Source organism: Streptomyces sp. NPDC103540 (assembly GCF_055584445.1).
In genome coordinates, this window is the sequence record NZ_JBVJMA010000005.1 from 280,677 (window position 1) to 305,466 (window position 24,790).

16 protein-coding genes are annotated in these 24,790 nt (G+C 72.4%); 7 read left to right on the forward strand and 9 right to left on the reverse strand.

Annotated features, from left to right (window positions below):
- Positions 1-15 precede the first annotated feature (15 nt).
- On the reverse strand, positions 16-1,527 hold the full coding sequence (locus tag ACZ6ZI_RS14630) for a hypothetical protein (RefSeq protein WP_363053375.1): 1,512 nt from the start codon (positions 1,525-1,527) through the stop codon (positions 16-18).
- 94 nt (positions 1,528-1,621) lie between these two features.
- Here ACZ6ZI_RS14630 and ACZ6ZI_RS14635 point away from each other — a divergent pair, with 94 nt between their 5' ends.
- Together ACZ6ZI_RS14635 and ACZ6ZI_RS14640 are read left to right on the forward strand one after the other, a co-directional pair.
- Positions 1,622-2,161 (forward strand): WcaF family extracellular polysaccharide biosynthesis acetyltransferase, encoded by a 540-nt coding sequence (locus ACZ6ZI_RS14635; RefSeq protein WP_363053374.1) that lies wholly within the window; start codon positions 1,622-1,624, stop codon positions 2,159-2,161.
- Positions 2,158-3,273, forward strand: coding sequence for a glycosyltransferase (locus ACZ6ZI_RS14640; protein ID WP_469520068.1), 1,116 nt, complete (start codon positions 2,158-2,160; stop codon positions 3,271-3,273). The genes ACZ6ZI_RS14635 and ACZ6ZI_RS14640 overlap by 4 nt, the downstream gene beginning before the upstream one ends.
- A gap of 94 nt (positions 3,274-3,367) precedes the next feature.
- Here ACZ6ZI_RS14640 and ACZ6ZI_RS14645 read toward each other — a convergent pair whose 3' ends face one another.
- The 3 genes from ACZ6ZI_RS14645 to gmd form a co-directional block, all read right to left on the reverse strand.
- Positions 3,368-4,075, reverse strand: coding sequence for a hypothetical protein (locus ACZ6ZI_RS14645; RefSeq protein ID WP_469520071.1), 708 nt, complete (start codon positions 4,073-4,075; stop codon positions 3,368-3,370).
- A 102-nt stretch (positions 4,076-4,177) separates the two neighbouring features.
- Positions 4,178-6,958, reverse strand: a complete 2,781-nt coding sequence (locus ACZ6ZI_RS14650; RefSeq protein WP_469520074.1) for a CBM96 family carbohydrate-binding protein — start codon at positions 6,956-6,958, stop codon at positions 4,178-4,180.
- Between the two features lie 247 nt (positions 6,959-7,205).
- Positions 7,206-8,219, reverse strand: coding sequence for a GDP-mannose 4,6-dehydratase (gene gmd, locus ACZ6ZI_RS14655; RefSeq protein WP_469520077.1), 1,014 nt, complete (start codon positions 8,217-8,219; stop codon positions 7,206-7,208).
- Positions 8,220-8,444: 225 nt separating this feature from the next.
- On the opposite strand from gmd, the gene ACZ6ZI_RS14660 reads away from it, so the two are divergent.
- Positions 8,445-9,389, forward strand: a complete 945-nt coding sequence (locus tag ACZ6ZI_RS14660) for a GDP-L-fucose synthase family protein (RefSeq protein WP_469520080.1) — start codon at positions 8,445-8,447, stop codon at positions 9,387-9,389.
- 16 nt (positions 9,390-9,405) lie between these two features.
- On the opposite strand, the gene ACZ6ZI_RS14665 is transcribed toward ACZ6ZI_RS14660, so the two are convergent.
- Positions 9,406-10,893 (reverse strand): sugar transferase, encoded by a 1,488-nt coding sequence (locus tag ACZ6ZI_RS14665; protein WP_469520083.1) that lies wholly within the window; start codon positions 10,891-10,893, stop codon positions 9,406-9,408.
- A 381-nt stretch (positions 10,894-11,274) separates the two neighbouring features.
- Here ACZ6ZI_RS14665 and ACZ6ZI_RS14670 point away from each other — a divergent pair, with 381 nt between their 5' ends.
- Positions 11,275-13,542, forward strand: coding sequence for a M4 family metallopeptidase (locus ACZ6ZI_RS14670; protein WP_469520084.1), 2,268 nt, complete (start codon positions 11,275-11,277; stop codon positions 13,540-13,542).
- 282 nt (positions 13,543-13,824) lie between these two features.
- Positions 13,825-15,285, forward strand: coding sequence for a nitronate monooxygenase (locus ACZ6ZI_RS14675; RefSeq protein ID WP_469520086.1), 1,461 nt, complete (start codon positions 13,825-13,827; stop codon positions 15,283-15,285).
- A gap of 174 nt (positions 15,286-15,459) precedes the next feature.
- On the opposite strand, the gene ACZ6ZI_RS14680 is transcribed toward ACZ6ZI_RS14675, so the two are convergent.
- The 4 genes from ACZ6ZI_RS14680 to ACZ6ZI_RS14695 all read right to left on the reverse strand — a co-directional run bounded on the left by ACZ6ZI_RS14680 (position 15,460) and on the right by ACZ6ZI_RS14695 (position 20,689).
- Positions 15,460-15,969 carry a hypothetical protein gene (locus ACZ6ZI_RS14680; protein ID WP_469520089.1) on the reverse strand — a complete coding sequence of 170 codons (510 nt, stop codon included), beginning with the start codon at positions 15,967-15,969 and terminating at the stop codon, positions 15,460-15,462.
- Positions 15,970-16,205: 236 nt separating this feature from the next.
- Positions 16,206-18,842: an alpha-glucan family phosphorylase gene (gene glgP, locus ACZ6ZI_RS14685; RefSeq protein ID WP_469520091.1), complete on the reverse strand. Its 2,637-nt coding sequence runs from the start codon at positions 18,840-18,842 to the stop codon at positions 16,206-16,208.
- 250 nt (positions 18,843-19,092) lie between these two features.
- Positions 19,093-19,920, reverse strand: a complete 828-nt coding sequence (locus ACZ6ZI_RS14690) for a hypothetical protein (RefSeq protein ID WP_469520094.1) — start codon at positions 19,918-19,920, stop codon at positions 19,093-19,095.
- 172 nt (positions 19,921-20,092) lie between these two features.
- Positions 20,093-20,689, reverse strand: coding sequence for a GNAT family N-acetyltransferase (locus ACZ6ZI_RS14695; protein WP_469520097.1), 597 nt, complete (start codon positions 20,687-20,689; stop codon positions 20,093-20,095).
- A 344-nt stretch (positions 20,690-21,033) separates the two neighbouring features.
- Between ACZ6ZI_RS14695 and ACZ6ZI_RS14700 the strand changes: the two genes are divergently transcribed.
- Both ACZ6ZI_RS14700 and treS read left to right on the forward strand, forming a co-directional pair.
- Positions 21,034-23,028, forward strand: a complete 1,995-nt coding sequence (locus ACZ6ZI_RS14700; protein WP_469520101.1) for an alpha-1,4-glucan--maltose-1-phosphate maltosyltransferase — start codon at positions 21,034-21,036, stop codon at positions 23,026-23,028.
- Positions 23,025-24,767 carry a maltose alpha-D-glucosyltransferase gene (gene treS, locus ACZ6ZI_RS14705; RefSeq protein WP_469520104.1) on the forward strand — a complete coding sequence of 581 codons (1,743 nt, stop codon included), beginning with the start codon at positions 23,025-23,027 and terminating at the stop codon, positions 24,765-24,767. The genes ACZ6ZI_RS14700 and treS overlap by 4 nt, the downstream gene beginning before the upstream one ends.
- Positions 24,768-24,790: the final 23 nt, after the last annotated feature.

The window sequence follows — 24,790 nt, forward strand, 5'->3', positions numbered from 1 at the left end:
GGGCCCCGACAGGCCCTAGCGCAGGGTGGTCTTGGCGTCGGTGCGGTACGTGGCCACGAGCGCGAGGCACAGGGCGGCGATGGCGACCCGGCCCGAGGCCTGGAGGAGCGGGCCGCGCAGGAGGATGAAGGAGTAGCCGGCCACCAGCGGGACCACGACCGAGATGAGGCTGCCCGGTGGCGAGCGGCGGGTGGCGCGCCGGGCGTAGCGGCGGTCGACGCGGGCGGCCGCGTACCCGATGCCCATCAGGCCGGCGCCCATGCCGAGGGGGCCGAAGTCGAGCCACAGCTCGGCCCAGATCGGGGAGGACAGGTTGGTGTTGACGGTGCCCATCCACTGGCCGACCATCACGCCGGTGTCGCGGGGCTTGCCGGGCCACACCGAGCGGGGCACCGCGAAGAAGATCGACCCGGCGAGCTGGCGGCCGTAGAAGTGGCCGGGGCCGGAGTTGGAGAAGGTGATGGTGTTCGCGAACATGCCGATCTGGTCGTAGTCCTTGAGCGCCATCGGCTCCAGGAACGAGGTCGTCTCGACGGGCTTGTAGTTCTTCTCGTCGTAGCGGAAGCGGTCCGCGAAGGGGAAGACGAGCAGGGCGACCACGACGGCCATCGACAGGGCCACCCGGTACATCGCGGCGCTCACCGGGAAGACGGTGAACAGCAGCGCGAACATGACGGTGAGGAACCAGTAGCGGGGGTTGGAGATCGGGTTGTTGACCACCACGTTCAGGGCGGCGAGGCCGGCCCACACGAGGATGACGGAGACCTTGCGGCGGGCGAAGCGGGACGTGATCAGCCAGCGCGTGTAGAGCAGCAGCGCGAGCAGCGCCGGGACGGTGCCGAAGCCGCGCAGCAGGGCCTGGCCCGCCTGGCCGTCGCCGTTGGAGACGCCGGCCTCCTCGATGCCCGCGATGATCTCCTGGCGGCTGGAGAAGAAGACGGCCGGGCCGCCGAGCTTCGCGATGAAGGCCGCGCTGCCCAGGAAGGCGAGGACGGTCAGGAGTTGGAGGCGGCGGCGGTGGGCCATGACCGGGCGGGGCTCCTTCTGGGAGCCGCCCGCGCGGCCGGCGGGCCGGTGGCGGGCGAGGAGCACGCCGACGTCGAAGGCGAGGCAGCCCAGCAGGACCAGTCCGATGGCGAGGGTGAGGTCGTAGCGGGGGCCGACGACGGGGGTCGGGACCTGCCCGAGGACGGCCTGGGCCAGGGGGGCCACGCCCATGGCCATGTAGACGAACAGCCAGAAGGAGCCCTGGAGGAGCTTGCGGCGGCTGGTGAGGACCATCGCCGAGAGTCGGGCGCCCGCGTACGTCGTCAGCAGGAGTTGGAGGTGGAAGGCCGCGTCGCGGGCGCCGGCCCCGCTCTGGACGGCGACGAGGAACGGCAGGAAGATCGTGAACCCGAGGGCGAGGGGCACGGACAGGGCCCGCGAGAGCAGCGTGCGCGGCGTGGTGACGCGACCCCACTGCGCTTCGTCCTCGGGCGGCGCCGGCGCGGGCGCAACGGCCGGTCCACGTACGTCCGTAGCCATGTTGCCCCCACCCCTGTGCGCGATCCGGGCGCAGTCTAGTCTGAGCGTTCCGCGCCCTGGGAGGCGCGTCGGGGTGGACGATGAGGGGCGACTGTTGCGTGATCTTCCTGCCTTCACGCTGGCCGGATACGACAAGGGGCGGGGGCTGTTGACGCAGGCCCTGTGGTTCGCCGTGATGAACACCGTCTTCATGGCCTGGTGTTGTCCGGCGCGGCTGCGCGTGGCACTGCTGCGGGCCTTCGGCGCGAAGATCGGCGAGGGCGTCCTGATCCGGCACCGGGTGCGGGTCCTGTGGCCGTGGAAGCTGACCGTCGGGGACCACGCCTGGATCGGCGAGGGCGTCTGGATCCTGAACCTGGAGCCGGTGAGCGTCGGGGCGAACGTCTGCCTGTCGCAGGAGGCGATGCTGTGCACCGGCTCGCACGACCACCGGGCCGCCGACTTCCGCTACCGCAACGCCCCGATCACCGTCGAGGACGGCGCGTGGGTGGCCGTACGGGCGACCGTGCTGGCGGGCGTGACGGTCGGCCGGTGCGCGGTGGCGGGCGCCGGGGCCGTGGTCCACAAGGACCTGCCCGAACTGACCCTGCAGACCCAGGACGGGCGCCGCCGCCCCGTCGAGGAGCCCAAGTGAGAGTCCTGCACGCCGTCACCCTGCACTCCCCCTCGCACGCCTTCGGCGGGCCGGTGCGGGTCGCGCTGAACCTGGCCAAGGGGCTGCGGGAGCGCGGCCACGAGGCGCGACTGCTCGCGCTGGGCGAGGACTTCGACCCGTGGCCGACCTCCGTGGAGGGGGTCCCGGCGAAGCTGTTCCCGGCCCGGCGGATCCTGCCGCTCGGCTTCAGCGGCATGACCTCGCCGGCGCTGCTGGCCTCGGCGGGCCGGCTGGTGCGGGAGGCCGATCTGGTCCACGTCCACCTCGCGCGGGACCTGGTGACGCTGCCGGTGGCGCTGGCCGCGCTGCGGGCGGGCAAGCCGCTCGTGCTCCAGACCCACGGGATGGTGGACCCGAGCGGGAGGGCGCTGGCCAAGGTGCTGGACGCGGTGGCGGTACGCCGACTGCTGCGCGGGGCCGACGCGCTGCTGTACCTGACCCCGCACGAGCGGGCGGGGCTGGAGGCGGTGGTGGGCGGCCCGTCGGCGCGGGCGGTACGGCTGGTCAACGGCACTCCGGCGCAGGAGGCGCGGCCGGCGCCGAGCGGGCCGCCGCGGATCCTCTACTCGGCCCGGCTCCAGTCGCGCAAGCGGCCGGTGGACTTCGTCGACGCCGCGCCGGCGGTGCTGGCGGCACACCCGGAGGCGCACTTCGTGGTGGCGGGCCCCGACGAGGGCGAGTCGGCCGCGGTGCGGGCGCGGATCGACGCGCTGGGTCTGGGAGCGCGGTTCACGGTGCCCGGGGCCCTGTCGGGCGACGGGGTGCTGTCGGAGCTGCGCCGGGCCCACGTGTACGTACTGCCCTCGGTGGACGAACCGTTCCCGATGTCGGTGCTGGAGGCCCTGGCCGTAGGCGTGCCCGCGGTGGTGACGCACTCCAACGGGCTGGCCCGCGACATCGCCGCCGCCGGGGCCGGCCACGCCGTCGACCCGGGTCCCGGCGGGGTCGCGGAGGCCGTCCTGGCCCTCCTGGAGCCCGCCGCCAACGCCGCCGCGTCGCTGGCCGCCCGCGAACTGGCGGCGCGTTCCTACTCCATGGACGCCGTGTTGGACACCCTGCTGGAGGTCTACGGGAAGGCCGCGCGCCGCTGACGGCGTCGGCGGCGCCGAAGCCGCCGACCGCGCGACGCGCGAACGCCGCCGTACCCCCGTGGGGTGCGGCGGCGTTCGCGCGTCGGGGCGGGCCCTACGCGGGGAGCCAGGCGTAGCAGGACGTCGAGCGGAACTCGGTGGTGCCGGCGGGGACGGTGGCGGTGATCCGGTCGCCGGGCTTGGCCGGGGTCTCGGGGCCCGAGGCGAGGACGTTGCCGTCCTTGCCCTTGGCCTCCCAGGCGCAGGCCGGGTTCTGGGTCACGGCGCGGTAGGTGCCGGGGGCCGGGGCGGCGGCCGGGGAGTCCCCGAAGCCCTTCTGCGCCATCGCGAGGACGGGCTTCTGCTCCGGGCACAGGTTCTCGATGGCGTCCTTCGCCCCGGTGATCTCCCCGGAGGCGATCGAGGCGGCCGCGGCGTCCTTGTCGCGCTTGGCGGTGCGCTCCACCCGCTGGCAGGTCTCCTGGCCGGTCTGGAGGACGGCGGCGGGGTCCATCTTCTCGGGGACGCGACCGCTGAGGTACTTCTTCTCGTTCTCCTTGAAGCTGCCCGTCTTCGGGGTGAGCTTCGCGTCCGGCAGGACGGGGCCCGAGGGTTTGGCGTCCGGCGCGACGGCCGCGCCGGAGGGCGCGGGGGCGTCGGCGGGGTCGGGGACCGGGGAGGCGGCGGGGGGCTTCGGCGAGGCCGCGCCCGCCTTGTCCGAGGAGGAGGGGGCGGCGGCCTTGTCGTCACCCCCGGAGCCGCAGGCGGTCAGGGTCAGGGCGGCGGCCAGCAGGACAGCAGCCGCTGCGGTGCGTCGGTACATCGGGGCTCCTGTGCTCACCGGACGTGCCGGGTGGTCGATCGGTCGGTCGTGCGCGTACGGGGCCCGGCGCGTGCGTCCGGGCCCCGTACGGTCGTCGGCTCGTTACTGCTTCGCGCCGAAGGTGAGGATCAGCTGCGGAGCGGCGTCCGCGGCGGTCGCCTCGGAGGACCACAGCCACAGCGGGTCGGTGCCCGTGCTGGTCAGACCGAGGCTGTAGGCGCCGCCCAGCACCGGGGTGAGCGCGGCGGTGTCCAGCTCGATGCTCTGGATCGCCGAGCCGTCCGGCACGCCCGTGATGCTGCCGAGCGTGGTGGTGCCGAGGGTGGGCTTGGTGTTGAACGTGCTGTCCGTGCCGTTCCAGGTGCCGGTGACCGGGACCACGGAGACGGTGTCGGCGCTGCCGGCGCCCGCCTGCGTGGAGGTCTTGACCTGGAGCGAGGCGGCCTTCAGGACCTGCCCGGCCGGCGCGGCCGGGAGGGTGAAGCGCAGGTAGCTCTCGTAGGCGGAGGTGCCGCGCACGGCGAGCTGGGTGGAGGTGCCGTAGGCGGCGTTCGGGGCGCCCTGGTTGACGTAGGTGTCCTCGGTCACGGCGACCTTGGAGACCGTGTCGGTCGGGGCCTTGGCCAGGTCGAAGTGGGACTTGACCTGGGCCTGGGTGAGCACGGACGGGTAGACGGCGGTCTCGTCGATCTGCCCGGCGAAGAAGTTGCTGGTCGGACGGCTCGGCCAGCTGCTCAGGTTGTCACCGCCGACGTGCCAGTAGCCCGCGTACGGCGTGTGGTTGGTGATGCTGTTGGAGTCCTTCTTCTGACCGTCGACGTACAGCGCCATGCCGCCGGGGCCCTGCGTGGCGACGACGTGGTGCCACTTGTTGTCGTTGTAGGTGTCGAAGAGGCCGGTGGAGACGGTGCGGGCGGAGCCGTTGTAGACGCCGAAGAACAGACGACCGGTGTTGGTCATGTAGATCTGCTTGTCGTACGAACCGCTGCTGCTGGTCGTGTTGTTGCCGAAGCCGATCAGCTTGCCGCCGCGCGTGGTGTTCGTCTTGAACCAGGTCTCGATGGTGTACGAGGTGCCCACGTCCTGGCGGTGGTCGCTGTGGACCTGCTGGCTCGACCCGTTGAAGCCCATCGCCGTGCTGGTGCCGCTGACGGCGCCGGGGCTCTGGCGCAGGGCCGGGGCGTTCACCTGGATGCCGCTGGTGTTGCCGGCGACGGAGGAGTCCGCGACGAACGGGCTCACGGTGTCGTCGTAGCGCCAGTACAGGTTCGCGCCGTCGGCGCGGACCCTGTCCGGGTAGGACTGGACCGAGGTCGGGACGGTCACGGAGACGCTCGTGGACAGCGCGCTGGTGTTGCCGGCGGCGTCGGTGGCGGTCACGCGGTAGGTGTACGCCTGCCCGGCCTTGACGGTGGTGTCGGTCCAGGAGGCCTGCGGCCGCTCGAACTCCAGGGAGTCGGCGGTCATGGTGTGGATCGGGGTGCCCGAGCCGTTGCGGTAGATCCGGTACGTCAGCTTGCTGTCGTCCTGGTCGTAGCTGGTGCGCCAGCGGACCTGGGCCTCGCCGGGCTTGACGCTCGCCGCGCTCGCGACCGGGGTGGTCGGGGCGCCGACGTCACCGGTGGAGGCAAAGCGGGTCAGGCCCTGCTGCGCCTTGCCGTTGATGAGGGTGAACTCACCACCGACCCACATGTACTTGACGTCGCCCTTCTGCGCCACGGACATGACGCGCGGGCCGATGCCCTCGCCGATGCCGTCGTTGGCGGTGGGGTGCCAGCCGAGCTTGCGCGGGCCGCGCACGAAGCCGTCCACGGGCGCGGGGGCGGCGCCGTTGTGGTCGGTCGGCTGCGCCAGCAGGAAGTGCCGCTTGCCGTCGGGGAACTCCCGCTCGGTGGAGCAGTCGTGCGCGTGCGAGGAGCTGTAGAGCACCCCGTCGTACGGGAGCACGTACTGGGTGGCGCCCAGGCAGCGGTCGCGCCACTTCTCGTTGAAGTCGAGACCGAGGCCGAGGCGCCCGTCGAAGACGCCGCCGCCGGAGCCCTCGTTGGCCGTGTAGTAGCCCGTCGCGTCGGCGGAGATGTGCTTGACCACCGAGTTGGAGGGGATGGTGGCGTAGGTCTTGGCGACGGCGCCGGTGGTCGCGTTGACGACGGCCAGCGCGTGCGAGTTGGAGCCGTTGACGGAGAAGAAGTCGCCGCCGATCAGCAGGCTCTTGCCGTCGTTGCTGAGCTGGAGGGCCCGGCCGGGCTCGTCGGCGTTCGCGACGAAGGGCTTGAGCGCGCCCGTGCCGGCGTCGACCGCGGCGAACCGCTCGCGGGTCTGGCCCTCGACGGAGCCGAAGTCGCCGGCCGCGTACAGGGTGTCGTCGGAGACGGCCAGCGCGCGCACGGTGGCGGGGAAGCTCGGGTGGAAGGCGGCCTTGGGGGTGCAGGTCTCGATGTCGATCGCCGCGAGGCTGGAGACCGGGGTGCCGTTGACGGCGCCGAAGTAACCGCCCGCGTAGAGCGTCTTCTCGTCCTTGGAGACGGCCAGCGCCCGGACGGTCGCGGTGCCCTCGCCGACCGTGAAGGCGAGCGCGCAGGAGGTCGGATTGCCCGTGGCCGCGTCGAGGGCCACGAAGTTCACGGCGTCCTGCTCGGCGGAGCTGCCGCTGTCGTCGGGCGGGCGGACGGTGGAGAAGGTGCCGCCGGCGAAGACGGTGCCGTTCGCCTCGGCCATCGCGAACACGACGCCGTTCGGCTGCCAGGTGGGCAGCTCGTCGGCGGTGAAGGCCACCGGCGCCGTGATGGCGGACGCCTCGGGTATCAACACCAGACCCAGGCCGGTGCCGGCGCCGGTCAGGGACAGGACGAGGGCAGCAGTCAGCCCTCTGGATCTACGCATGAACCCCCCAGGGCAATCGCCCGGTTTGATGGCTGGAACTATCCGAACAGCCATATGTACTGGCGCAGACTAGGGCTCACGCGAAGGCCCGGTCACCTCACTTGACCCAATGAATGCCAACTTGGAATCAACCGGGCTCAACACGGAGGACGCACTTCGGACATACGGCAGCTTTGCCCCGGCCAGGGGCGCGGAGAGCCGCGCCACCCGGCCGGAACACGGCAAAGCACAGGCGAAATATACGTCCTCAGCGGTCGATCCGGACGCTCACGCCCGCGAGTTGGTCCTCGACCTGCCGGATGTCCGCGTCGACCATGATGCGCGCCAACTCGGGGACCAGGACCGACGGCTTCCAGCCAAGCAGCTCCTGCGCCTTCGAGGCGTCGCCGATGAGGGCGTCGACCTCGCTCGGGCGCTCGTACTTCGGGTCGTAGCGGACGTGGTCGTTCCAGTCGAGGCCGGCGTGGGAGAAGGAGGATTCCACGAACTCCCGGACCGTGGCCGCGACTCCGGTGGCGACCACGTAGTCGGTCGGCTCGTCCTGCTGGAGCATCCGCCACATCGCGTCCACGTACTCCGGGGCGTAGCCCCAGTCGCGCACGGCGTCGAGGTTGCCGAGGTAGAGGTGGTCCTGGAGACCGGCCTTGATGCGGGCGACCGCGCGGGTGATCTTCCGGGTCACGAAGGTCTCGCCGCGGCGCGGGGACTCGTGGTTGAAGAGGATCCCGTTGACGGCGAACATGTCGTACGCCTCGCGGTAGTTGACCGTCGTCCAGTACGCGAACACCTTGGCGGCGCCGTAGGGGCTGCGGGGGTGGAACGGCGTGGACTCGTTCTGCGGCGGCGGGGTGGCGCCGTACATCTCGGAGGACGAGGCCTGGTAGATGCGGGTCCGCACGCCGCTGGCCCGGATGGCCTCCAACAGCCGCAGCGCACCGAGCCCGGTCACGTCGCCGGTGTACAGGGGCGCGTCGAAGGAGACGCGGACGTGGGACTGGGCGCCGAGGTTGTAGACCTCGTCGGGACGTATGTCGCGCAGCAGGTTCACCAGGGCCACACCGTCGGAGAGATCGGCGTGATGCAGGACGAAGGAACGATTCGCCGTCTGCGGGTCCTGGTAAATGTGGTCGATCCGCTCCGTGTTGAAGCTGGAGGACCGCCGCACGAGCCCGTGCACCGTGTAGCCCTTGGAGAGCAGGAGCTCGGCGAGGTACGAGCCGTCCTGTCCGGTGACGCCGGTGATCAGTGCGGTCTTGCCCATGTGGGGTCCCCCCGTGGTCGATTGTCGTCGGTCGAGGCCGAGCCTCGGTGTGTGCGGACCGGCGCGCGGCGCCGGCGGTGTCCTGCGGGCGGTCGGTCGTGCCTACGGACCCTGCCCCCGGGGTCGGATGGGTACCGTACACGCGCCCCGGTCGGGGCTCGCGGCGGGCCCCGGGATCCCGGGCTCCCCGGTGGCCCGCGCCAACGGCCTGGCATCATCGGCGGTATGACAAGTTCGCCGCCGCTCCTGCCCCCGCACGCCCGTGTCTTCGTCGCCGGACACCGCGGCCTCGTGGGGTCCGCGGTCGCCCGCCGCCTGACCGCCGACGGCCACGAGGTGCTCACCCGGGGCCGTGCCGATCTCGACCTGCGCGACGCCGCCGCGACCGAGGCGTACCTGCGCGACGTCCGGCCGGACGCGGTCGTGCTGGCCGCCGCCAAGGTGGGCGGCATCATGGCCAACAGCACCTACCCGGTGCAGTTCCTGGAGGACAACCTCAGGATCCAGCTCAGCGTGATCGCCGGCGCGCACGCGGCCGGTGTCGCCCGTCTGCTGTTCCTCGGTTCGTCCTGCATCTACCCGAAGCTGGCCCCGCAGCCGATCAGCGAGGACGCCCTGCTGACCGGCCCGCTGGAGCCGACCAACGAGGCCTACGCCCTGGCCAAGATCGCCGGCATCGTGCAGGTCCAGTCGTACCGCCGGCAGTACGGGGCCTCGTACGTCTCGGCGATGCCCACGAACCTCTACGGTCCGGGCGACAACTTCGACCTGGAGTCCTCGCACGTCCTGCCCGCCCTCATCCGCCGCTTCCACGAGGCCGCGGCCGAGGGGCGCGAGGAGGTCACCCTGTGGGGGTCGGGCACCCCGCGCCGGGAGTTCCTGCACGTGGACGACCTGGCGGCGGCCTGCGCGGTGCTGCTGGAGCGCTACGACGGGGACGAGCCGGTCAACATCGGCTGCGGCGAGGACCTGACGATCAAGGCGCTCGCGGAGACGGTCGCCGAGGTGACCGGCTTCGAGGGCCGGCTCGCCTGGGACACCTCGAAGCCCGACGGGACGCCGCGCAAGCTGCTGGACGTGTCGCGCCTGACCTCGCTGGGCTGGAAGCCGGGCATCCCGCTGAAGGACGGCATCGCGTCCACCTACCGCTGGTGGCTGGAGCGGAACTGACCTGTCCACGGGTCGCTCAGTACGCTCCGCGACCGTCGACGACGGCGCGGAGCGTGCGGCCCATCACGTCGACGTCGCTGGTGAAGGACCAGTTGTCGACGTACTGGAGATCAAGCTGAATCGTTTCGTCCCAGGACAGGTCGGACCGTCCGCTGATCTGCCACAGGCCGGTCATGCCGGGGCGCACCGAGAGCCGGCGCAGCTCGACCTCGTCGTACTCCGCCACCTCCTCCGGGAGCGGGGGGCGGGGGCCGACCAGGGACATGCTGCCCGTCAGCACGTTGAAGAGCTGCGGCAGTTCGTCCATGGAGGTGCGGCGCAGCAGCCGGCCCACCCGGGTGACGCGGGGGTCGCGGCGCATCTTGAACATCAGGCCGTCGTTCTCGTTGGCCCCGGCCAGTTCGGCCTTGAGCCGGTCGGCGTCCACCACCATCGTGCGGAACTTCCACATGACGAAGGGGACTCCGTCGCGGCCGATGCGCCGCTGGCTGTAGAAGGCGGGGCCGCGCGAGCCCACGCGGATCGCCAGCACGACGGCGAGGAGGAACGGCGAGAGCGCGAGGATCCCGAGGGCGGCGCCGACGCGGTCGAGCACCGACTTGAGCAGGGGTTGCACGCCCCCGCGCACGGGCGGCGCGACGCGCAGGACGGCGATCCCGCCGGCGGAGAGGGTCTCCAGCCGCTTGACGGATATCTCCACCAGGCCCGGGAAGACGGCCAGTTCGAGGCCCTCGTCGTGCAGGGCCCAGGCGACGCGGCGCAGGCGCTCGCCGGCGATCCGGGCGCCGGGGGCCACGAGCACCAGGTCGGCGTGGTGGCTGCGGACGGCGCCGAGAACGGGGTTCGCGTCGCCGGTCACCGTCTCGGGCATGGTCGCGGCGAGGCGGGCGGCGACGGGAACGCCGCTGGTGAGGGAGCCCGCGCCGACGGGCACCACGCCGACGACGACGTAGGGGTGGTCGGTCCGTGCGGCCAGGTGGGCGATGAGGTGTTCGGCGGCGTCCGGCTCGCCGATCACCAGGACCCGGCTGACGGCCTGCGCCTCGCGGCGGGCGGCGGCGAGATGGCGGTAGGTCAACTTGTGGTGGGCGACGGTGACGAGGAGGGCCGGCAGGAGGGCGCCGACGGCGGCGAGGCGGGGGGTGCTCTCGTCCGTCAGGACCCGGGCGACGGCCAGGAGACCGATGAGAATCAGCCAGTCGTGTACGACGGGCAGGACTCCGCGCGATTCTCCGAGGGCCCGGGAGGCATAACGGCGGCGCAGCGCCTGCACGCCGGTCCACGCGAGGGCCGCGGCCAGGGCGCAGTAGGCCGGACGGGCCTGGCCGGCGGCCTCGAAGACCAGGCCGACGGGGAGGGCGGCACCGGCGAGGTCGGCGGCGACGGCGGCGGGCAGGTACCAGCGGGCCTTGTCGCCGATGCGCCGGGCCGGGGCGGTCGCCGTACCGTCCGTCCCGTCCGCGCCCGAGGCCACTCTTTGCGCAGGAAAATGGACATGCCTCATGAGCCCCCCTGGCACGTGGTCTATGTCGGTGGCGCATGCCCGTGGCTTCCCCTGACCACGAGCGACTGTCGCACCGGGAAACAGTACGACAAACACCCGTACGGTAAATGCCGTTTGGGTTAACGAAGCCACTCGTTGCTCAAGCGTTAGGAACCGGTATCAACCATTCCGACGCCGCGTCAGGTTCCACGCACGCGAAGGTGAATGGTTCGGATACCGGATACGTATCTTCGGACAACGAACCGTTTCCAGCCAACCTTTTGACGCGGCCCTGACATCACGGCCCACAGCCGGCACTCTTCGACCGTTCATCGCACCAGCCCTGATCTGCCCGGAGGCCCACCCAGCCGTCCGGAACCCCCCTTGCAGAAGGAGTCTGCGTTGAGTCCCACCCCCCAGAGGCGCGCCACCGCCGCCGGAGCACTCATCGCCGCGGCGGCCCTGCTCGCCGTAGGCATACAGGCCGGCACCGCAACCGCCGACGCCACCGCGTCGCAGGCCGCCACGGCCGCCCAGCCCAACCCGGGCGCGGCCAACCTCAAACTCAGCGCTTCGGAGCGTGCGACGCTCCTGGCCGAGGCCAACTCGACCACCGTGCAGGCCGCGAAGGCCCTCGGCCTCGGCGCCGGCGAGAAGCTCGTCGTCCGCGACGTCGTCAAGGACGCGGACGGCACCACGCACACGTCCTACGAGCGGACCTACGACGGTCTGCCGGTGCTCGGCGGTGACCTCACCGTCCACGCCAAGGGCGGTGTCACCAAGAGCGTGACCAAGGCGACCAACCACGACATCAAGGTCGCGGACACCAACGCCACGGTCACCCCGTCCGCGGCCGAGGGCCAGGCGGTCGCCGCCGCCAACGCCGAGGGCTCGAAGGAGGCCAAGGCCTCCAAGAACGCCCGCAAGGTGATCTGGGCCGCCGAAGGCGCCCCGGTCCTCGCGTTCGAGACCGTCGTCGGCGGCCTCCAGCACGACGGCACGCCGAACGAGCTGCACGTGGTGACCAACGCCAAGACCGGCGCCAAGATCACCGAGTGGCAGGCCATCGAGACCGGCACCGGCAACACCATGTACAGCGGCCAGGTCACCCTCGGCACCTCGCAGTCGGGCAGCAACTGGACGCTGACCGACGCCTCGCGCGGCAACCACAAGACGTACAACCTGAACCGCGGTTCGTCGGGAACCGGCACCCTGTTCTCGGGTCCGGACGACGTCTGGGGCAACGGAGCGCCGTCCAACCTGGAGACCGCCGCCGCGGACGCGCACTACGGCGCCGCCGTGACGTGGGACTACTACAAGAACGTGCACGGCCGCAACGGCCTGCGCAACGACGGGGTCTCCCCGTACACCCGCGTCCACTACGGCAACGCGTACGTGAACGCCTTCTGGGACGACTCCTGCTTCTGCATGACGTACGGCGACGGCGAGGGCAACAACAAGCCGCTCACCTCCACCGACGTCGCGGCGCACGAGATGACCCACGGCCTCACCTCGGTCACCGGCAACATGACCTACAGCGGTGAGCCCGGCGGTCTGAACGAGGCGACCTCCGACATCATGGCGGCGGCCGTCGAGTTCTACGCCAACAACCCGCAGGACGTCGGCGACTACCTGGTCGGCGAGAAGATCGACATCCGCGGCAACGGCACCCCGCTGCGCTACATGGACAAGCCGAGCAAGGACGGCTCGTCCAAGGACTACTGGTACTCGGGTCTGGGCGGCATCGACGTCCACTACTCCTCGGGTCCGGCCAACCACTGGTACTACCTGGCCTCCGAGGGTTCGGGCGCCAAGGTCGTCAACGGCGTCAGCTACGACTCCCCGACCTCGGACGGCCTGCCCGTCACCGCGATCGGTCGTGACGCCGCCTCGAAGATCTGGTTCCGCGCGCTGACGGTCGGCTACTTCAAGTCGAACACCAACTACGCCGCCGCCCGCACCGCGACCCTCCAGGCCGCCGCGGACCTCTACGGCCAGGGCTCGGCCACCTACAACAACGTGGCCAACGCGTGGGCCGGCGTCGCCGTCGGCGGACGCATCAACAACGGCGTGACGGTCACCCCGATCGCCAACCAGACCACCCAGATCAACACCGCGGTGAGCCTCCAGGTCCAGGCCACCAGCACCAACCCGGGTGCGCTGACCTACTCGGCCACCGGCCTGCCGGCCGGCCTGTCGATCAACTCCTCCACCGGCCTGATCTCGGGCACCGCCACCACCGCGGCCACGTCCAACGTGACCGTCACGGTGCGCGACGCCCAGAACCAGACCGGGACGGCGTCCTTCACCTGGACGGTCGGCACCGCCCAGCAGAACGTCTTCGAGAACACGAACGACTACCAGATCGCCGACAACTCCACGGTCGAGTCGCCGATCACCGTCACCCGCACGGGCAACGCGCCGAGCACCCTGAAGGTGGACGTCAACATCGTCCACACCTACGTCGGTGACCTGCGGGTCGACCTGGTCGCCCCCGACGGCTCGGTGTACAACCTGCGCAACCGCACCGGCGGCAGCGCCGACAACATCGTCCAGTCCTTCACCGTGAACGCCTCCTCCGAGGTGGCCCAGGGTGTCTGGAAGCTCCGGGTCGCCGACCTCGCGAGCGCCGACGTCGGCTACATCAACAGCTGGAAGCTCACCTTCTGATCCCCTCCGGGAATCCGATGAGCGACGGCTGAACCGCCAGATCACGGGGCCGCCCGGGAGAAAACCTCCCCGGGCGGCCCTGTTCCACGTCCGGGAACGGGGCCGGCCCCGGCCCCCACGGCCCCACCGACCCCACCGGCCCGTGCCCCACGGCCCCCCGGCGCGGGACCTGCTGCCCGCCGGACCGGGACCTTCGGCGCCCTGCGGCGGCCCGGCGCGCAGGGATAGTGGAAGCCGAACCTACGGAACCGTAGGTTCGGGTCATCCCCGAGGACGTGCACCGTGCCCCAGATCCCCACGCCCCCTCCCGCCCGGCGGCGCCCCTGGCTGATCCAGGGCGGCATGGGCGTCGGCGTCTCCGGTTGGCGCCTCGCCCGGGCCGTCTCCCTGACCGGCCAGCTCGGGGTGGTCTCGGGCACCGCCCTGGACGTGGTCCTGGTCCGCGTCCTCCAGACGGGCGACCCCGGCGGCCACGCCCGCCGCGCCCTGGCCGCGTTCCCGCTGCCGGAGTTGGCGGACGCCGCGCTCGACGCGTACTTCCGCCCGGACGGTCTCGACGACGACACGCCGATGCGCACCACGCCGCGTCTGCGCGCCGACGGGGGACGCCGGGCCGAGATCCTCACCGTACTCGGCAACTTCGTCGAGGTCTGGCTCGCCAAGGAGGGACACGATGGTCTCGTCGGCATCAACTACCTGGAGAAGATCCAGCTCGCCACCGCCCCCGCGATGTTCGGCGCGATCCTGGCAGGCGTCGACCACGTCCTGGTCGGCGCCGGCGTACCCGGTCAGATCCCTGCCCTCGCCGACCGGCTGGCGCGCTGCGAACCGGTCGTCACGCGCGTCGCGGTAGAGGGCGACGAGGAGCCCCTGGCCCACCGTTTCGATCCCGGCTCCCTGTCGGCCGGGCCCCTGCCCGGCCGACTGCGGCGCCCCGAGGTCCTGGCGATCGTCTCGCTGCCGGTCCTCGCCGCCTACCTGGCGCGGGACGAGGCCACCCGACCCGACGGCTTCGTCGTGGAGACCAGCGGCGCGGGCGGCCACAGCGCCCCGCCGCGCGGTCCGCTGACCCTGGACGCGGACGGCGAGCCCGTCTACGGTCCGCGCGACCGGCCCGACCCGGCCCGGATGGCCGCGCTGGGCCTGCCGTTCTGGCTCGCGGGCGGGCAGGCGAGCCCCGAGGCGGTCGCCGCCGCCCGGGCGGCGGGCGCGGCCGGGGTGCAGGTCGGCAGCGCCTTCGCGCTGTGCGAGGAGTCGGGGATGACGCGCGCGCTGCGCGAGGAGCTGCTGGGGCGGGCGCACGCCGGGACCCTGACGGTCCGCAACGACCCCGCGGCCTCCCCGACCGCCTTCCCCTTCAAGGTGGCGGAGCTGCCCGGCACGCTCTCCGAGCCGGACGTGGCCGCGGCCCGGCGCCGGGTCTGCGACCTGGGCTTCCTGCGGACCCCGGTGCGGGGGCCGCGCGGGCTCGCGTACCGGTGCGCGGCCGAGCCGGTCGCGGCGTACGTCCGCAAGGGCGGGGCCGAGGCGGACACGGTGGGCAGGCGGTGTCTGTGCAACGGGCTGCTGGCCACGATCGGCCTGGCGCAGCGGCGTCCGCGCGGGCGGATCGAACCGCCGCTGGTGACGATCGGGAAGGACCTGTCCTTCCTGACCCGGTTGGCACCCGACGCGGCGCCCTACACGGCGGCGGACGTGGTGGCGTGGCTGTCGACGGGGGTCGGGGCCGCGCCCCGCGCCTGACCCGACGGACCCCGCGCCCGCTGCGACCGGCCCCGGGTGGACCGGGTGGGCCGGGCGGACCCGGGTGGACGCGTGCGCGGCCCCGGCACCGCTTCGGTGCCGGGGCCGCGCGTGCGGGGTCGGGGCCTTCGGGCCGGGGGCGCCGGCCGTCCCGGCCCCGTGCCGCGGTGTGCGTCAGTTCATGTGGCGGGCGAGGGCGGCGGGGATGCCGGCCTCCCGCAGGGCCCGGCCCTGAAGGGAGCCGTGCCGCTGCTGTCCGCCCGCGCGGTTGCGGTCGTCGTCCCAGTCGTCGTGGTCGCGGCCGTGGTGGCCGCCGTGGTCGGTCGGCTGGAACTGGACCGAGCGGACGTTCAGGTCGCGGGCGTACTCGCCCGGTCGCAGGATCTCCTCGGGGTTGCCGCCGCAGCTGGTGCCCTCGTAGAGGAAGGCCAGCGAGTCCGTCTCGTTCTTGGCCCAGTAGGCCGGATTGCGGCGCGTGCCCGTGAGCTGGTAGCAGGTGTCGTTGTCCGCCGGCTCGATCGTCCTGCGGCGGGTGTCACCGCTGTTGTCGACGTACCGGTAGTGCAGTTCGCCGAGGGTGTCCGGGTAGTCGCGGTCGTTCGCGTTCGCCTGGGACTGCCCGGCCGTGGGCAGGACGAGCGCGAGCGAGGCGAGCAGGGCCGCTGCCGTGGTGCGCATTCGCATGGGGGATCCGTTCTCGGGGTTCCGCGGGTGCCCTTTCCGACGGGCAGCCGCCGGGGCAGCGTAGGAGCGGAATCCGCCGCCCAAGCGGCGCGGCATGCGAGATGCGTTCGAGGGTTCACCCTTCCGGAGCGCCCTGCGGGGCCATCCGCCGATCCTCCCGAGCGGGCCGGGACGCTGGTCGGGGACGGGCGGCCGGTGGAGCCACCGCCCGCCCCCGAGCATCCCGGCCGGCGCGGTCAGCGCAGCAGGACGCCGCCGACGGCGTCGGTGTCCACCGGGGCCGCGACCAGTCCCAGTTCGGCCGGGGTCGCCAGCAGCGGGTGCGCGGGCAGGACGCGCACGGTGTAGCCGAAGGGGCCCGTACGGTCGAGGGCGAGGGGCCCCTCGTACACCCAGCGGCCCTCCAGGTCGGGTCCGCCGGCGGGCTTGAGCGGGAAGGTCCGCCCGTCCCGGATCACGTCCTGGGCGTCGACCCGGCCGGCGACGGCCTGCACCTCCACGTCCTCGGGCGCGAGCGGGTCGAGGGCGACCCGCACCCGCAGCGTGAGGGTGGCGCCCAGTTCCGCGGTGCCGGCGACGGGGGCGGCGGTGACGGCCTCCACGTGCTCGACCGCCACCCGCGGCCAGGCCGCCCGTACGCGCCCCTTCCACCAGGCGAGGTCCCGCGCGGCGGCGGGGTCCAGGGCCCGGTGGGAGTGGGCGGCGGGGGCGTAGAGCCGCTCCACGTACTCCCGCACCATCCGGCCCGCGAGCACCTTGGGGCCCAGGGACACCAGGGTGCGGCGGACCATCTCGATCCAGCGCACGGGCAGCCCGGCCCGGCCGGCCCGGTCGTAGAAGCGGGGTGCGACCCGCTCCTCGATCAGCTCGTAGAGGGCGTTCGCCTCCAGGTCGTCGCGGCGGTCCTCGTCGGTGCCGAGCCCGTCGGCGGTGGGGATGGCCCAACCGAAGTCGGGCTCGAACCACTCGTCCCACCAGCCGTCGAGCACCGAGAGGTTGAGGCAGCCGTTGAGCGCGGCCTTCATCCCGCTGGTCCCGCAGGCCTCCAGCGGGCGGAGCGGGTTGTTCAGCCACACGTCGCAGCCGGGGTAGAGCCTCTGCGCCATGGCCATGCCGTAGTCGGGCAGGAACACGATCCGGTGGCGCACCCGGGGGTCGTCGGAGAAGCGCACCAGTTCCTGCACGAGCCGCTTGCCGCCGTCGTCGGCGGGGTGGGCCTTGCCGGCGACGACGATCTGCACGGGCCGGTCGGGGTCGAGCAGCAGTCGGCGCAGCCGCTCGGGGTCGCGGAGCATCAGGGTGAGCCGCTTGTAGGAGGGGACGCGGCGGGCGAAGCCGATGGTCAGGACGTCCGGGTCGAGGACGGAGTCCACCCAGCCGAGTTCGGCGTCGGCCGCTCCGCGCTGCTTCCAGGAGGCCCGCAGCCGGTCGCGCACCTCCTGGACGAGCTGCTCGCGCAGGATCCGGCGTACGTCCCACACGTCCTGGTCGGGGATCTGCGCGACGGCGTCCCAGCGCGGGGAGGCGCCCACGGCGAGGGCGTCCTCGGCGCGCCCGGCGCCGATCTGGCGGGCGCCGAGCCGCACGACCTCGGGGGCGACCCAGGTCGGGGCGTGGACGCCGTTGGTGACGGAGGCGATGGGGACGTCGACGGGGTCGAAGCCCGGCCAGAGCCCGGCGAACATGCCCCGGCTGACGGCTCCGTGCAGGGTGGAGACCCCGTTGGCGCGCTGGGCCAGGCGCAGGCCCATCACCGCCATGTTGAACACGCCGGGGTCGCCGCCGGGGTAGGTCTCGGCGCCGAGTTCCAGGATCCGGTCGACGGGTACGCCGCGCAGTTCCCCGCCCTCGCCGAAGTGCCGGGCGACGAGGGAGCGCTCGAAGCGGTCGATGCCGGCGGGCACGGGGGTGTGGGTGGTGAACACGGTCCCGGCGCGGACGGCCTCGACGGCGGCGTCGAAGCCGAGGCCCTGCTCCCCGTCCAGTTCCCTTATGCGTTCGAGGCCGAGGAAGCCGGCGTGGCCCTCGTTGGTGTGGAAGACCTCGGGGTCGGGATGGCCGGTGATGGCGCAGTAGGCGCGGACGGCCCGGACCCCGCCGATGCCCAGGAGCATCTCCTGGAGGAGGCGGTGGTCGCTGCCGCCCCCGTAGAGCCGGTCGGTCACCTCGCGGGCGCCGGCGTCGTTGTCCTCGACGTCGGAGTCGAGCAGGAGCAGCGGCACGCGTCCGACGAGGGCCTGCCAGACCTGCGCGTGCAGGGTGCGTCCGCCGGGGAGGGTGAGCGAGACCCGGGCGGGGGCGCCGTCCTCGTGGCGGAGCATCGCGAGGGGCAGTTCGTGGGGGTCCAGGACGGGATAGTGCTCCTGCTGCCAGCCGTCGCGGGACAGCGACTGGCGGAAGTAGCCGTGCCGGTAGAGCAGGCCGACGCCGATGATGGGGACGCCGAGGTCGCTGGCGGCCTTGAGGTGGTCCCCGGCGAGGATGCCGAGGCCGCCGGAGTACTGCGGGAGGGCGGCGGTGATGCCGAACTCGGGGGAGAAGTAGGCGATGGCGGCGGGCAGGTCGGCGGCGTTCTCGTTGGTCTGGTACCAGCGGCCGCCGTGGACGTAGTCGTCGAGGTCGGCGACGGCGACGGCGAGGCGGCGCAGGAAGCGTCGGTCGGCGGCGAGTTCGGCGAGACGGGCGGCGGGTACGGCGGCGAGGAGCCGGACGGGGTCACCGCCGGCGGCCTGCCAGCCCTCGGGGTCGACGGATTGGAAGAGTTCGCGGGTTTCCGTATGCCAGGACCAGCGCAGGTTGCGCGCCAGCTCGGCGAGCGGCATCAGGGGTTCCGGGAGGACGGGGCGCACGGTGAATCGACGGATAGCCTTCACGTGTTCCACCTTCGCAGGGGATGACGGACAGGAGCGGCCGCACCACGCTGTGCACCCGCGCATCGCCCCCGGAAGGCTAGCGTCGAAGCCCCGGACCGACCATGGCGCCTCCCGGCGGTCGGGGCCCGGGGAGCCCGTCCGGGCCGCGCGGCGCCGGGACGTCGGGGCGTCGAGGCGTCGAGGCGTCGAGGCGTCGAGGCGTCGAGGCGTCGAGGCGTCGAGGCGTCGAGGCGTCGAGGGCATCGGGGCGTCAGGGGGCCAACAGCTCGTCCAGGTAGGGGCGCACCGGGGCCGGCAGGGCCGCCGGGTCCAGGGTCCGCAGCAGGGCGAGGGTCGGGGGCGCGAGGTGGTCGCCGAGTTGCAGGAGGGCGTGGAGCTGGGATTCCAGGGCCTCGGGGTCGGCTTCGGCGCGCGCGGCCCGGGCGAGGGCGGCGCACAGGAGGCGCCCGGTGTCGGGGTCCCAGGAGTCGGGCCAGTCGGCGGTCCCGGCGGCGGCGAGTTCGCGCACGCGCGGATCGGGGGCCCGCAGCAGGCGTACGTACTCCCGCGCGCGGGGGTCGGCCTCCAGCCGGTCCCACTCCCCCAGGTCGCGCGCCCCCGGACCGGAGAGCAGGACGCGCGCGGTGCGGCCGGTTTCGAGGCGGGCGACGGCCCGGCCCTGGAACTCGATGCGCTCCAGGACCACCCAGGCCCCCTCGGGGGTGCGCAGGCCGAGTCCGGTGTGCGGGGCGCCGCGCAGGCAGCGCACCTCGGTGAGGGTCGCGGCGCCGCTGGGTCGGGCGGGGGCGCAGACCTGGAGCCGGCCGGCGCGGGCGAGGAGGCGGTCCAGGGCGGGCGGGGCCGGCCACAGCCGGCCGAGCCGCTCCAGGTCGGCGTCGCCCAGGCCCCCTTCGACGGCCGGGAGGGCCTCCAGTTGGGCCCGGCGCGCGGCGGGGTCCTCCTCGTCGGCGGCTGCTGCGGTGAGCGCGGCGGCGAGCACCGTCTCCGCGTCCGGGTCCCACACCGCGCGGGCCACGGCGTGCGCGGCGGCCTCCCGTTCCCGGGGGTCGGGACTTGCCAGCTGTTGCGTCAGGCCCATGCCGGCATTCTCCCCCGTACCGGCGGTAGCCCGACCCCCTGAGCAGCGGGGTTTCCCCTTTTCGAAGCCGCGCGGTCACCGGATGCCCGCGCGGTCGCCGCACGCCCGCCCGACCTCGGGGGTCCCGCCCGGCCTCAGGGGTGTCGCCCGACCTCGGCGGCCCGGCGCGACCTCAGGGGCCGGGCATGGGCTCGGCGAGGACCGGGCCGTCGGTGGCCAGGCGCGCGTGGAGGTGTTCGTCGTGGAACCCGTCGGCGTGCAGGAGGGCGCCGCGCATGGTGCCCTCCAGGGGGAAGCCGGCCCGGGTGGCCACGGCGCAGGAGGCGGGGTTGGCGACCGAGTGGCAGATCCGCAGCCGGTGCAGCCCGGCGTCGGTGAACGCCCAGTGGGACACGGCCCGCACGGCCTGTTCCATCGCGCCGTGGCCCCGGCCCTCGGGCAGCAGCCAGTACAGGAACTCGGCGCTGCCGCCGCGCCGGTCGATGTCGCCGAGGCCGACGAGGCCCACGGCCGGATCCGGGCCGGGCCGGCCCAGGGCCCACACCGCCGCCCCGCCCTCCGACCAGCGGCCGTGCCAGCGTCGGATACGGGCCACCGCCGAGTCCGGGGTCTCGGGCTCCGGACGGTTCCAGTGGCGTATGCCGGGATCCTCGTAGGCGGCGACGAGCACCCCCGCGTCGGCCTCCCGCCAGGGGCGCAGCACCAACCCGCAGGGCAGCGTGAACACCGGCTGTGAGGCGGGCGGGACGGTTGGGACGGGGGGTGTCATCGCGTACATGGTTGGTTCCTCGTCGACTTGACGGGGCCTCGGCCCGATGTCGATCCGGGCCCCGGCGATCCGCGTTCCACTACGTACGAGTAGTTAACCAACGGCACGGATTGGTCGGGGCGTGAGTGGGAAGGGCTCAGCGGGTACACGCGGTACACGCACGGCGCACCCGCCCACCACCTTTCCCCGCCACCCGAGTGAACGCGGACAGGAGCGGCCATGCCCGCAGCCCAGCCGTCTTCCGAGCGGCTAGAAACAGAGCGAACAGAGCGTGCACTACCGGCTGTGATTCCTGCCGGCCTGTTGTCACCGAGCCCTGCGAACTGCCCCCAGGTGATCCCATCATGATCGGTCGCATTCCCGTGCTGGACGTCCGCCCCGCCGTCGACTGCGGCGCCAGACCCGCCAAGGCGGTGGTCGACGAGGTCTTCGAGATCTCCGCCACCGTGTTCCGAGAAGGCCACGACGCCGTGGCCGCGCACGTCGTCCTGCGCGATCCGAGCGGGCGGCTGCGCCCGCCCGTACCGCTGCGCGAGCTGGCCCCCGGCACCGACCGGTGGGGGGCCCGCGTGTCCGCCGAGGTCGAGGGGAGGTGGACGTACACCGTCGAGGCGTGGAGCGATCCCGTCGCCACCTGGCGGGCGACCGCCGCCGTCAAGATCCCGGCGGGCCTCGACACCGGTCTGACGCTGCTCGAAGGCGCCGAGCTCTACGAACGGGCCGCCGCCAAGGTCCCCAAGCGCGACGGGCGCGAGGCCGTGCTGGCCGCCGCCGACGCGATGCGCGACGAGGACCGGCCCGTCGGGGCGCGCCACGCGGCGGCGCTCGCGCCCGCCGTGGACGCGGCGCTCGCCCGGCGCCCGTACCGGGAGCTGGTCAGCGCCGCCAAGCCGCTGCCCCTGCTGGTCGAACGCAAGCGGGCCCTCTTCGGTTCCTGGTACGAGATGTTCCCCCGCTCCGAGGGAGCGGTGGTGGAGCCCGGCTCGGCTCCCGTGAGCGGTACCTTCGCCACGGCCTCCGAGCGGCTGCCGGCGATCGCCGCGATGGGCTTCGACGTCGTCTACCTGCCGCCGATCCACCCCATCGGCTCGACCTTCCGCAAGGGCCCCAACAACACGCTTTCGGCCGGGAGTTGGGATCCCGGGGTGCCCTGGGCCATCGGCTCCCCGGAGGGCGGGCACGACGCGGTCCACCCGGACCTCGGCACGATCGAGGACTTCGACGCCTTCGTCGCGCGCGCCCGCGAGCTGCGCCTGGAGATCGCGTTGGACTTCGCCCTCCAGTGCTCCCCGGACCACCCGTGGGTGGACAAGCACCCAGAGTGGTTCCGCCACCGGGCGGACGGCACGATCGCGTACGCCGAGAACCCGCCGAAGAAGTACCAGGACATCTTCCCGATCCACTTCGACACCGACATGGCGGGAATCGTCGAGGAGACCTGCCGGGTCCTGCGGTACTGGATGGACCACGGCGTCCGGATCTTCCGCGTCGACAATCCGCACACCAAGCCGGTCGTCTTCTGGCAGAAGGTGATCGCGGACATCAACAAGTCCGATCCCGACGTGATCTTCCTGGCCGAGGCCTTCACCCGGCCGGCGATGATGCGCGCCCTCGCGGCGATCGGCTTCCAGCAGTCGTACACCTATTTCACCTGGCGCAACACCAAGGCCGAGCTGACCGAATACCTGACGGAACTGTCCGACACCCGTTCGGCTTCCGTGATGCGCCCGAACTTCTTCGTGAACACCCCGGACATCCTCCACGAGTACCTCCAGCACGGCGGTCGGCCCGCCTTCGAGGTCCGGGCCGTCCTGGCCGCCACCCTCTCCCCCACCTGGGGCGTCTACGCCGGCTACGAGCTCTGTGAGAACGAGCCGCTGCGCGAGGGCAGCGAGGAGTACCTGGATTCGGAGAAGTACGAGCTGCGCCCGCGCGACTGGGCCGCCGCCGAGCGCGAGGGCCGTTCCATCGCCCCGCTGATCACTTCCCTGAACCGGATGCGCCGGCGCAATCCCGCCCTCCAGCAGCTGCGCGACATCCACTTCCACTCGACCGACAACGAACAGGTGATCGCCTATTCGAAGCACGCGGGGAGCAATTCCGTACTGGTGGTCGTCAACCTCGATCCGCACCACACCCAGGAGGCGACGGTCTCGTTGGACATGCCGGTACTCGGCCTCGACTGGCACGGGTCCCTCGCGGTGCGCGACGAGCTCACCGGCGAGACCTATCACTGGGGCAGGGCGAACTACGTGCGCCTGGAACCGGGCCGCACGCCCGCGCACGTACTGGCCGCCCTGCGACCGTCCCCGCCCACCGGAGGGTCACCCACCACATGATGATCAACGATCCCGTCCACGACACCTTCGAGGACACCCCCGCCAAGGACCGCGATCCCGACTGGTTCAAGCGGGCCGTCTTCTACGAGGTCCTCGTCCGCTCCTTCCACGACAGCAACGGCGACGGCGTCGGTGACCTCAAGGGGCTCACCGCGAAACTGGACTACCTCCAGTGGCTCGGCGTCGACTGCCTGTGGCTCCCGCCGTTCTTCGCCTCGCCCCTGCGCGACGGGGGCTACGACGTGGCCGACTACACGTCCGTGCTGCCCGAGTTCGGCGACCTCGCCGACTTCGTGGAGTTCGTGGACGCCGCGCACACCCGCGGCATGCGGGTGATCATCGACTTCGTCATGAACCACACGAGCGATCAGCACGAGTGGTTCCAGCAGTCGCGCAAGGACCCCGACGGCCCGTACGGCGACTACTACATGTGGGCCGACAACGACAAGCAGTACCAGGACGCCCGCATCATCTTCGTCGACACCGAGACCTCGAACTGGACGTACGACCCCGTACGCAAGCAGTACTACTGGCACCGCTTCTTCTCGCACCAACCGGACCTCAACTACGAGAACCCGGCCGTCGTGGAGGAGATCATCTCGGCGCTGCGCTTCTGGCTGGACCTCGGCATCGACGGCTTCCGCCTCGACGCCGTGCCCTACCTCTACGCGGAGGAGGGCACCAACTGCGAGAACCTCCCCCGCACCCACCGCCTCCTGAAGCGGGTCCGCGCCGAGATCGACGCGCACTACCCCGACACGGTCCTGCTCGCCGAGGCCAACCAGTGGCCCGAGGACGTCGTCGACTACTTCGGGGACTACACGAAGGGCGGGGACGAATGCCACATGGCGTTCCACTTCCCCGTCATGCCGCGCATCTTCATGGCGGTGCGAAGAGAGTCCCGCTACCCCGTCTCCGAGATCCTGGCGAAGACCCCGGCCATCCCGGACCGCTGCCAGTGGGGCATCTTCCTGCGCAACCACGACGAGCTGACCCTCGAAATGGTCACGGACGAAGAGCGCGACTACATGTACGCCGAGTACGCCAAGGACCCGCGCATGCGGGCCAACATCGGCATCAGGCGCCGCCTCGCCCCCCTCCTGGACAACGACCGCAACCAGATCGAGCTGTTCACCGCCCTGCTGCTGTCCCTGCCCGGCTCGCCGATCCTCTACTACGGCGACGAGATCGGCATGGGCGACAACATCTGGCTCGGCGACCGCGACGGCGTCCGCACGCCCATGCAGTGGACCCCGGACCGCAACGCCGGTTTCTCCTCCTGCGATCCGGGCAGGCTGAACCTGCCGGTCATCATGGACCCGGTCTACGGGTACCAGGTCACCAACGTCGAGGCGGCCATGGCGTCGCCCTCCTCGTTGCTGCACTGGACCCGGCGACTGATCGAGATCCGCAAGGCCAACCCGGCCTTCGGACTCGGCTCGTACACGGAACTCCCCTCGTCCAACCCGGCGGTGCTCGCGTTCCTGCGCGAGTTCGGGGACGACCTGGTGCTGTGCGTGCACAACTTCTCCCGCTTCGCGCAGCCCACCGAGTTGGACCTGCGGTCGTTCAACGGGCGGGTCCCCGTGGAACTCACGGGCGACGTGCGCTTCCCGCCGATCGGCGAGTGGCCGTACCTGCTGACCCTGGCGGGCCACGGCTTCTACTGGTTCCGCCTGCGGAACGAGACGCGGAGCGAGCCGCGAAACGAGCGGCGGAGCGTTCCGCGAAGCGAGTAACCGAGCGCGAAGAAGGGGGCGGG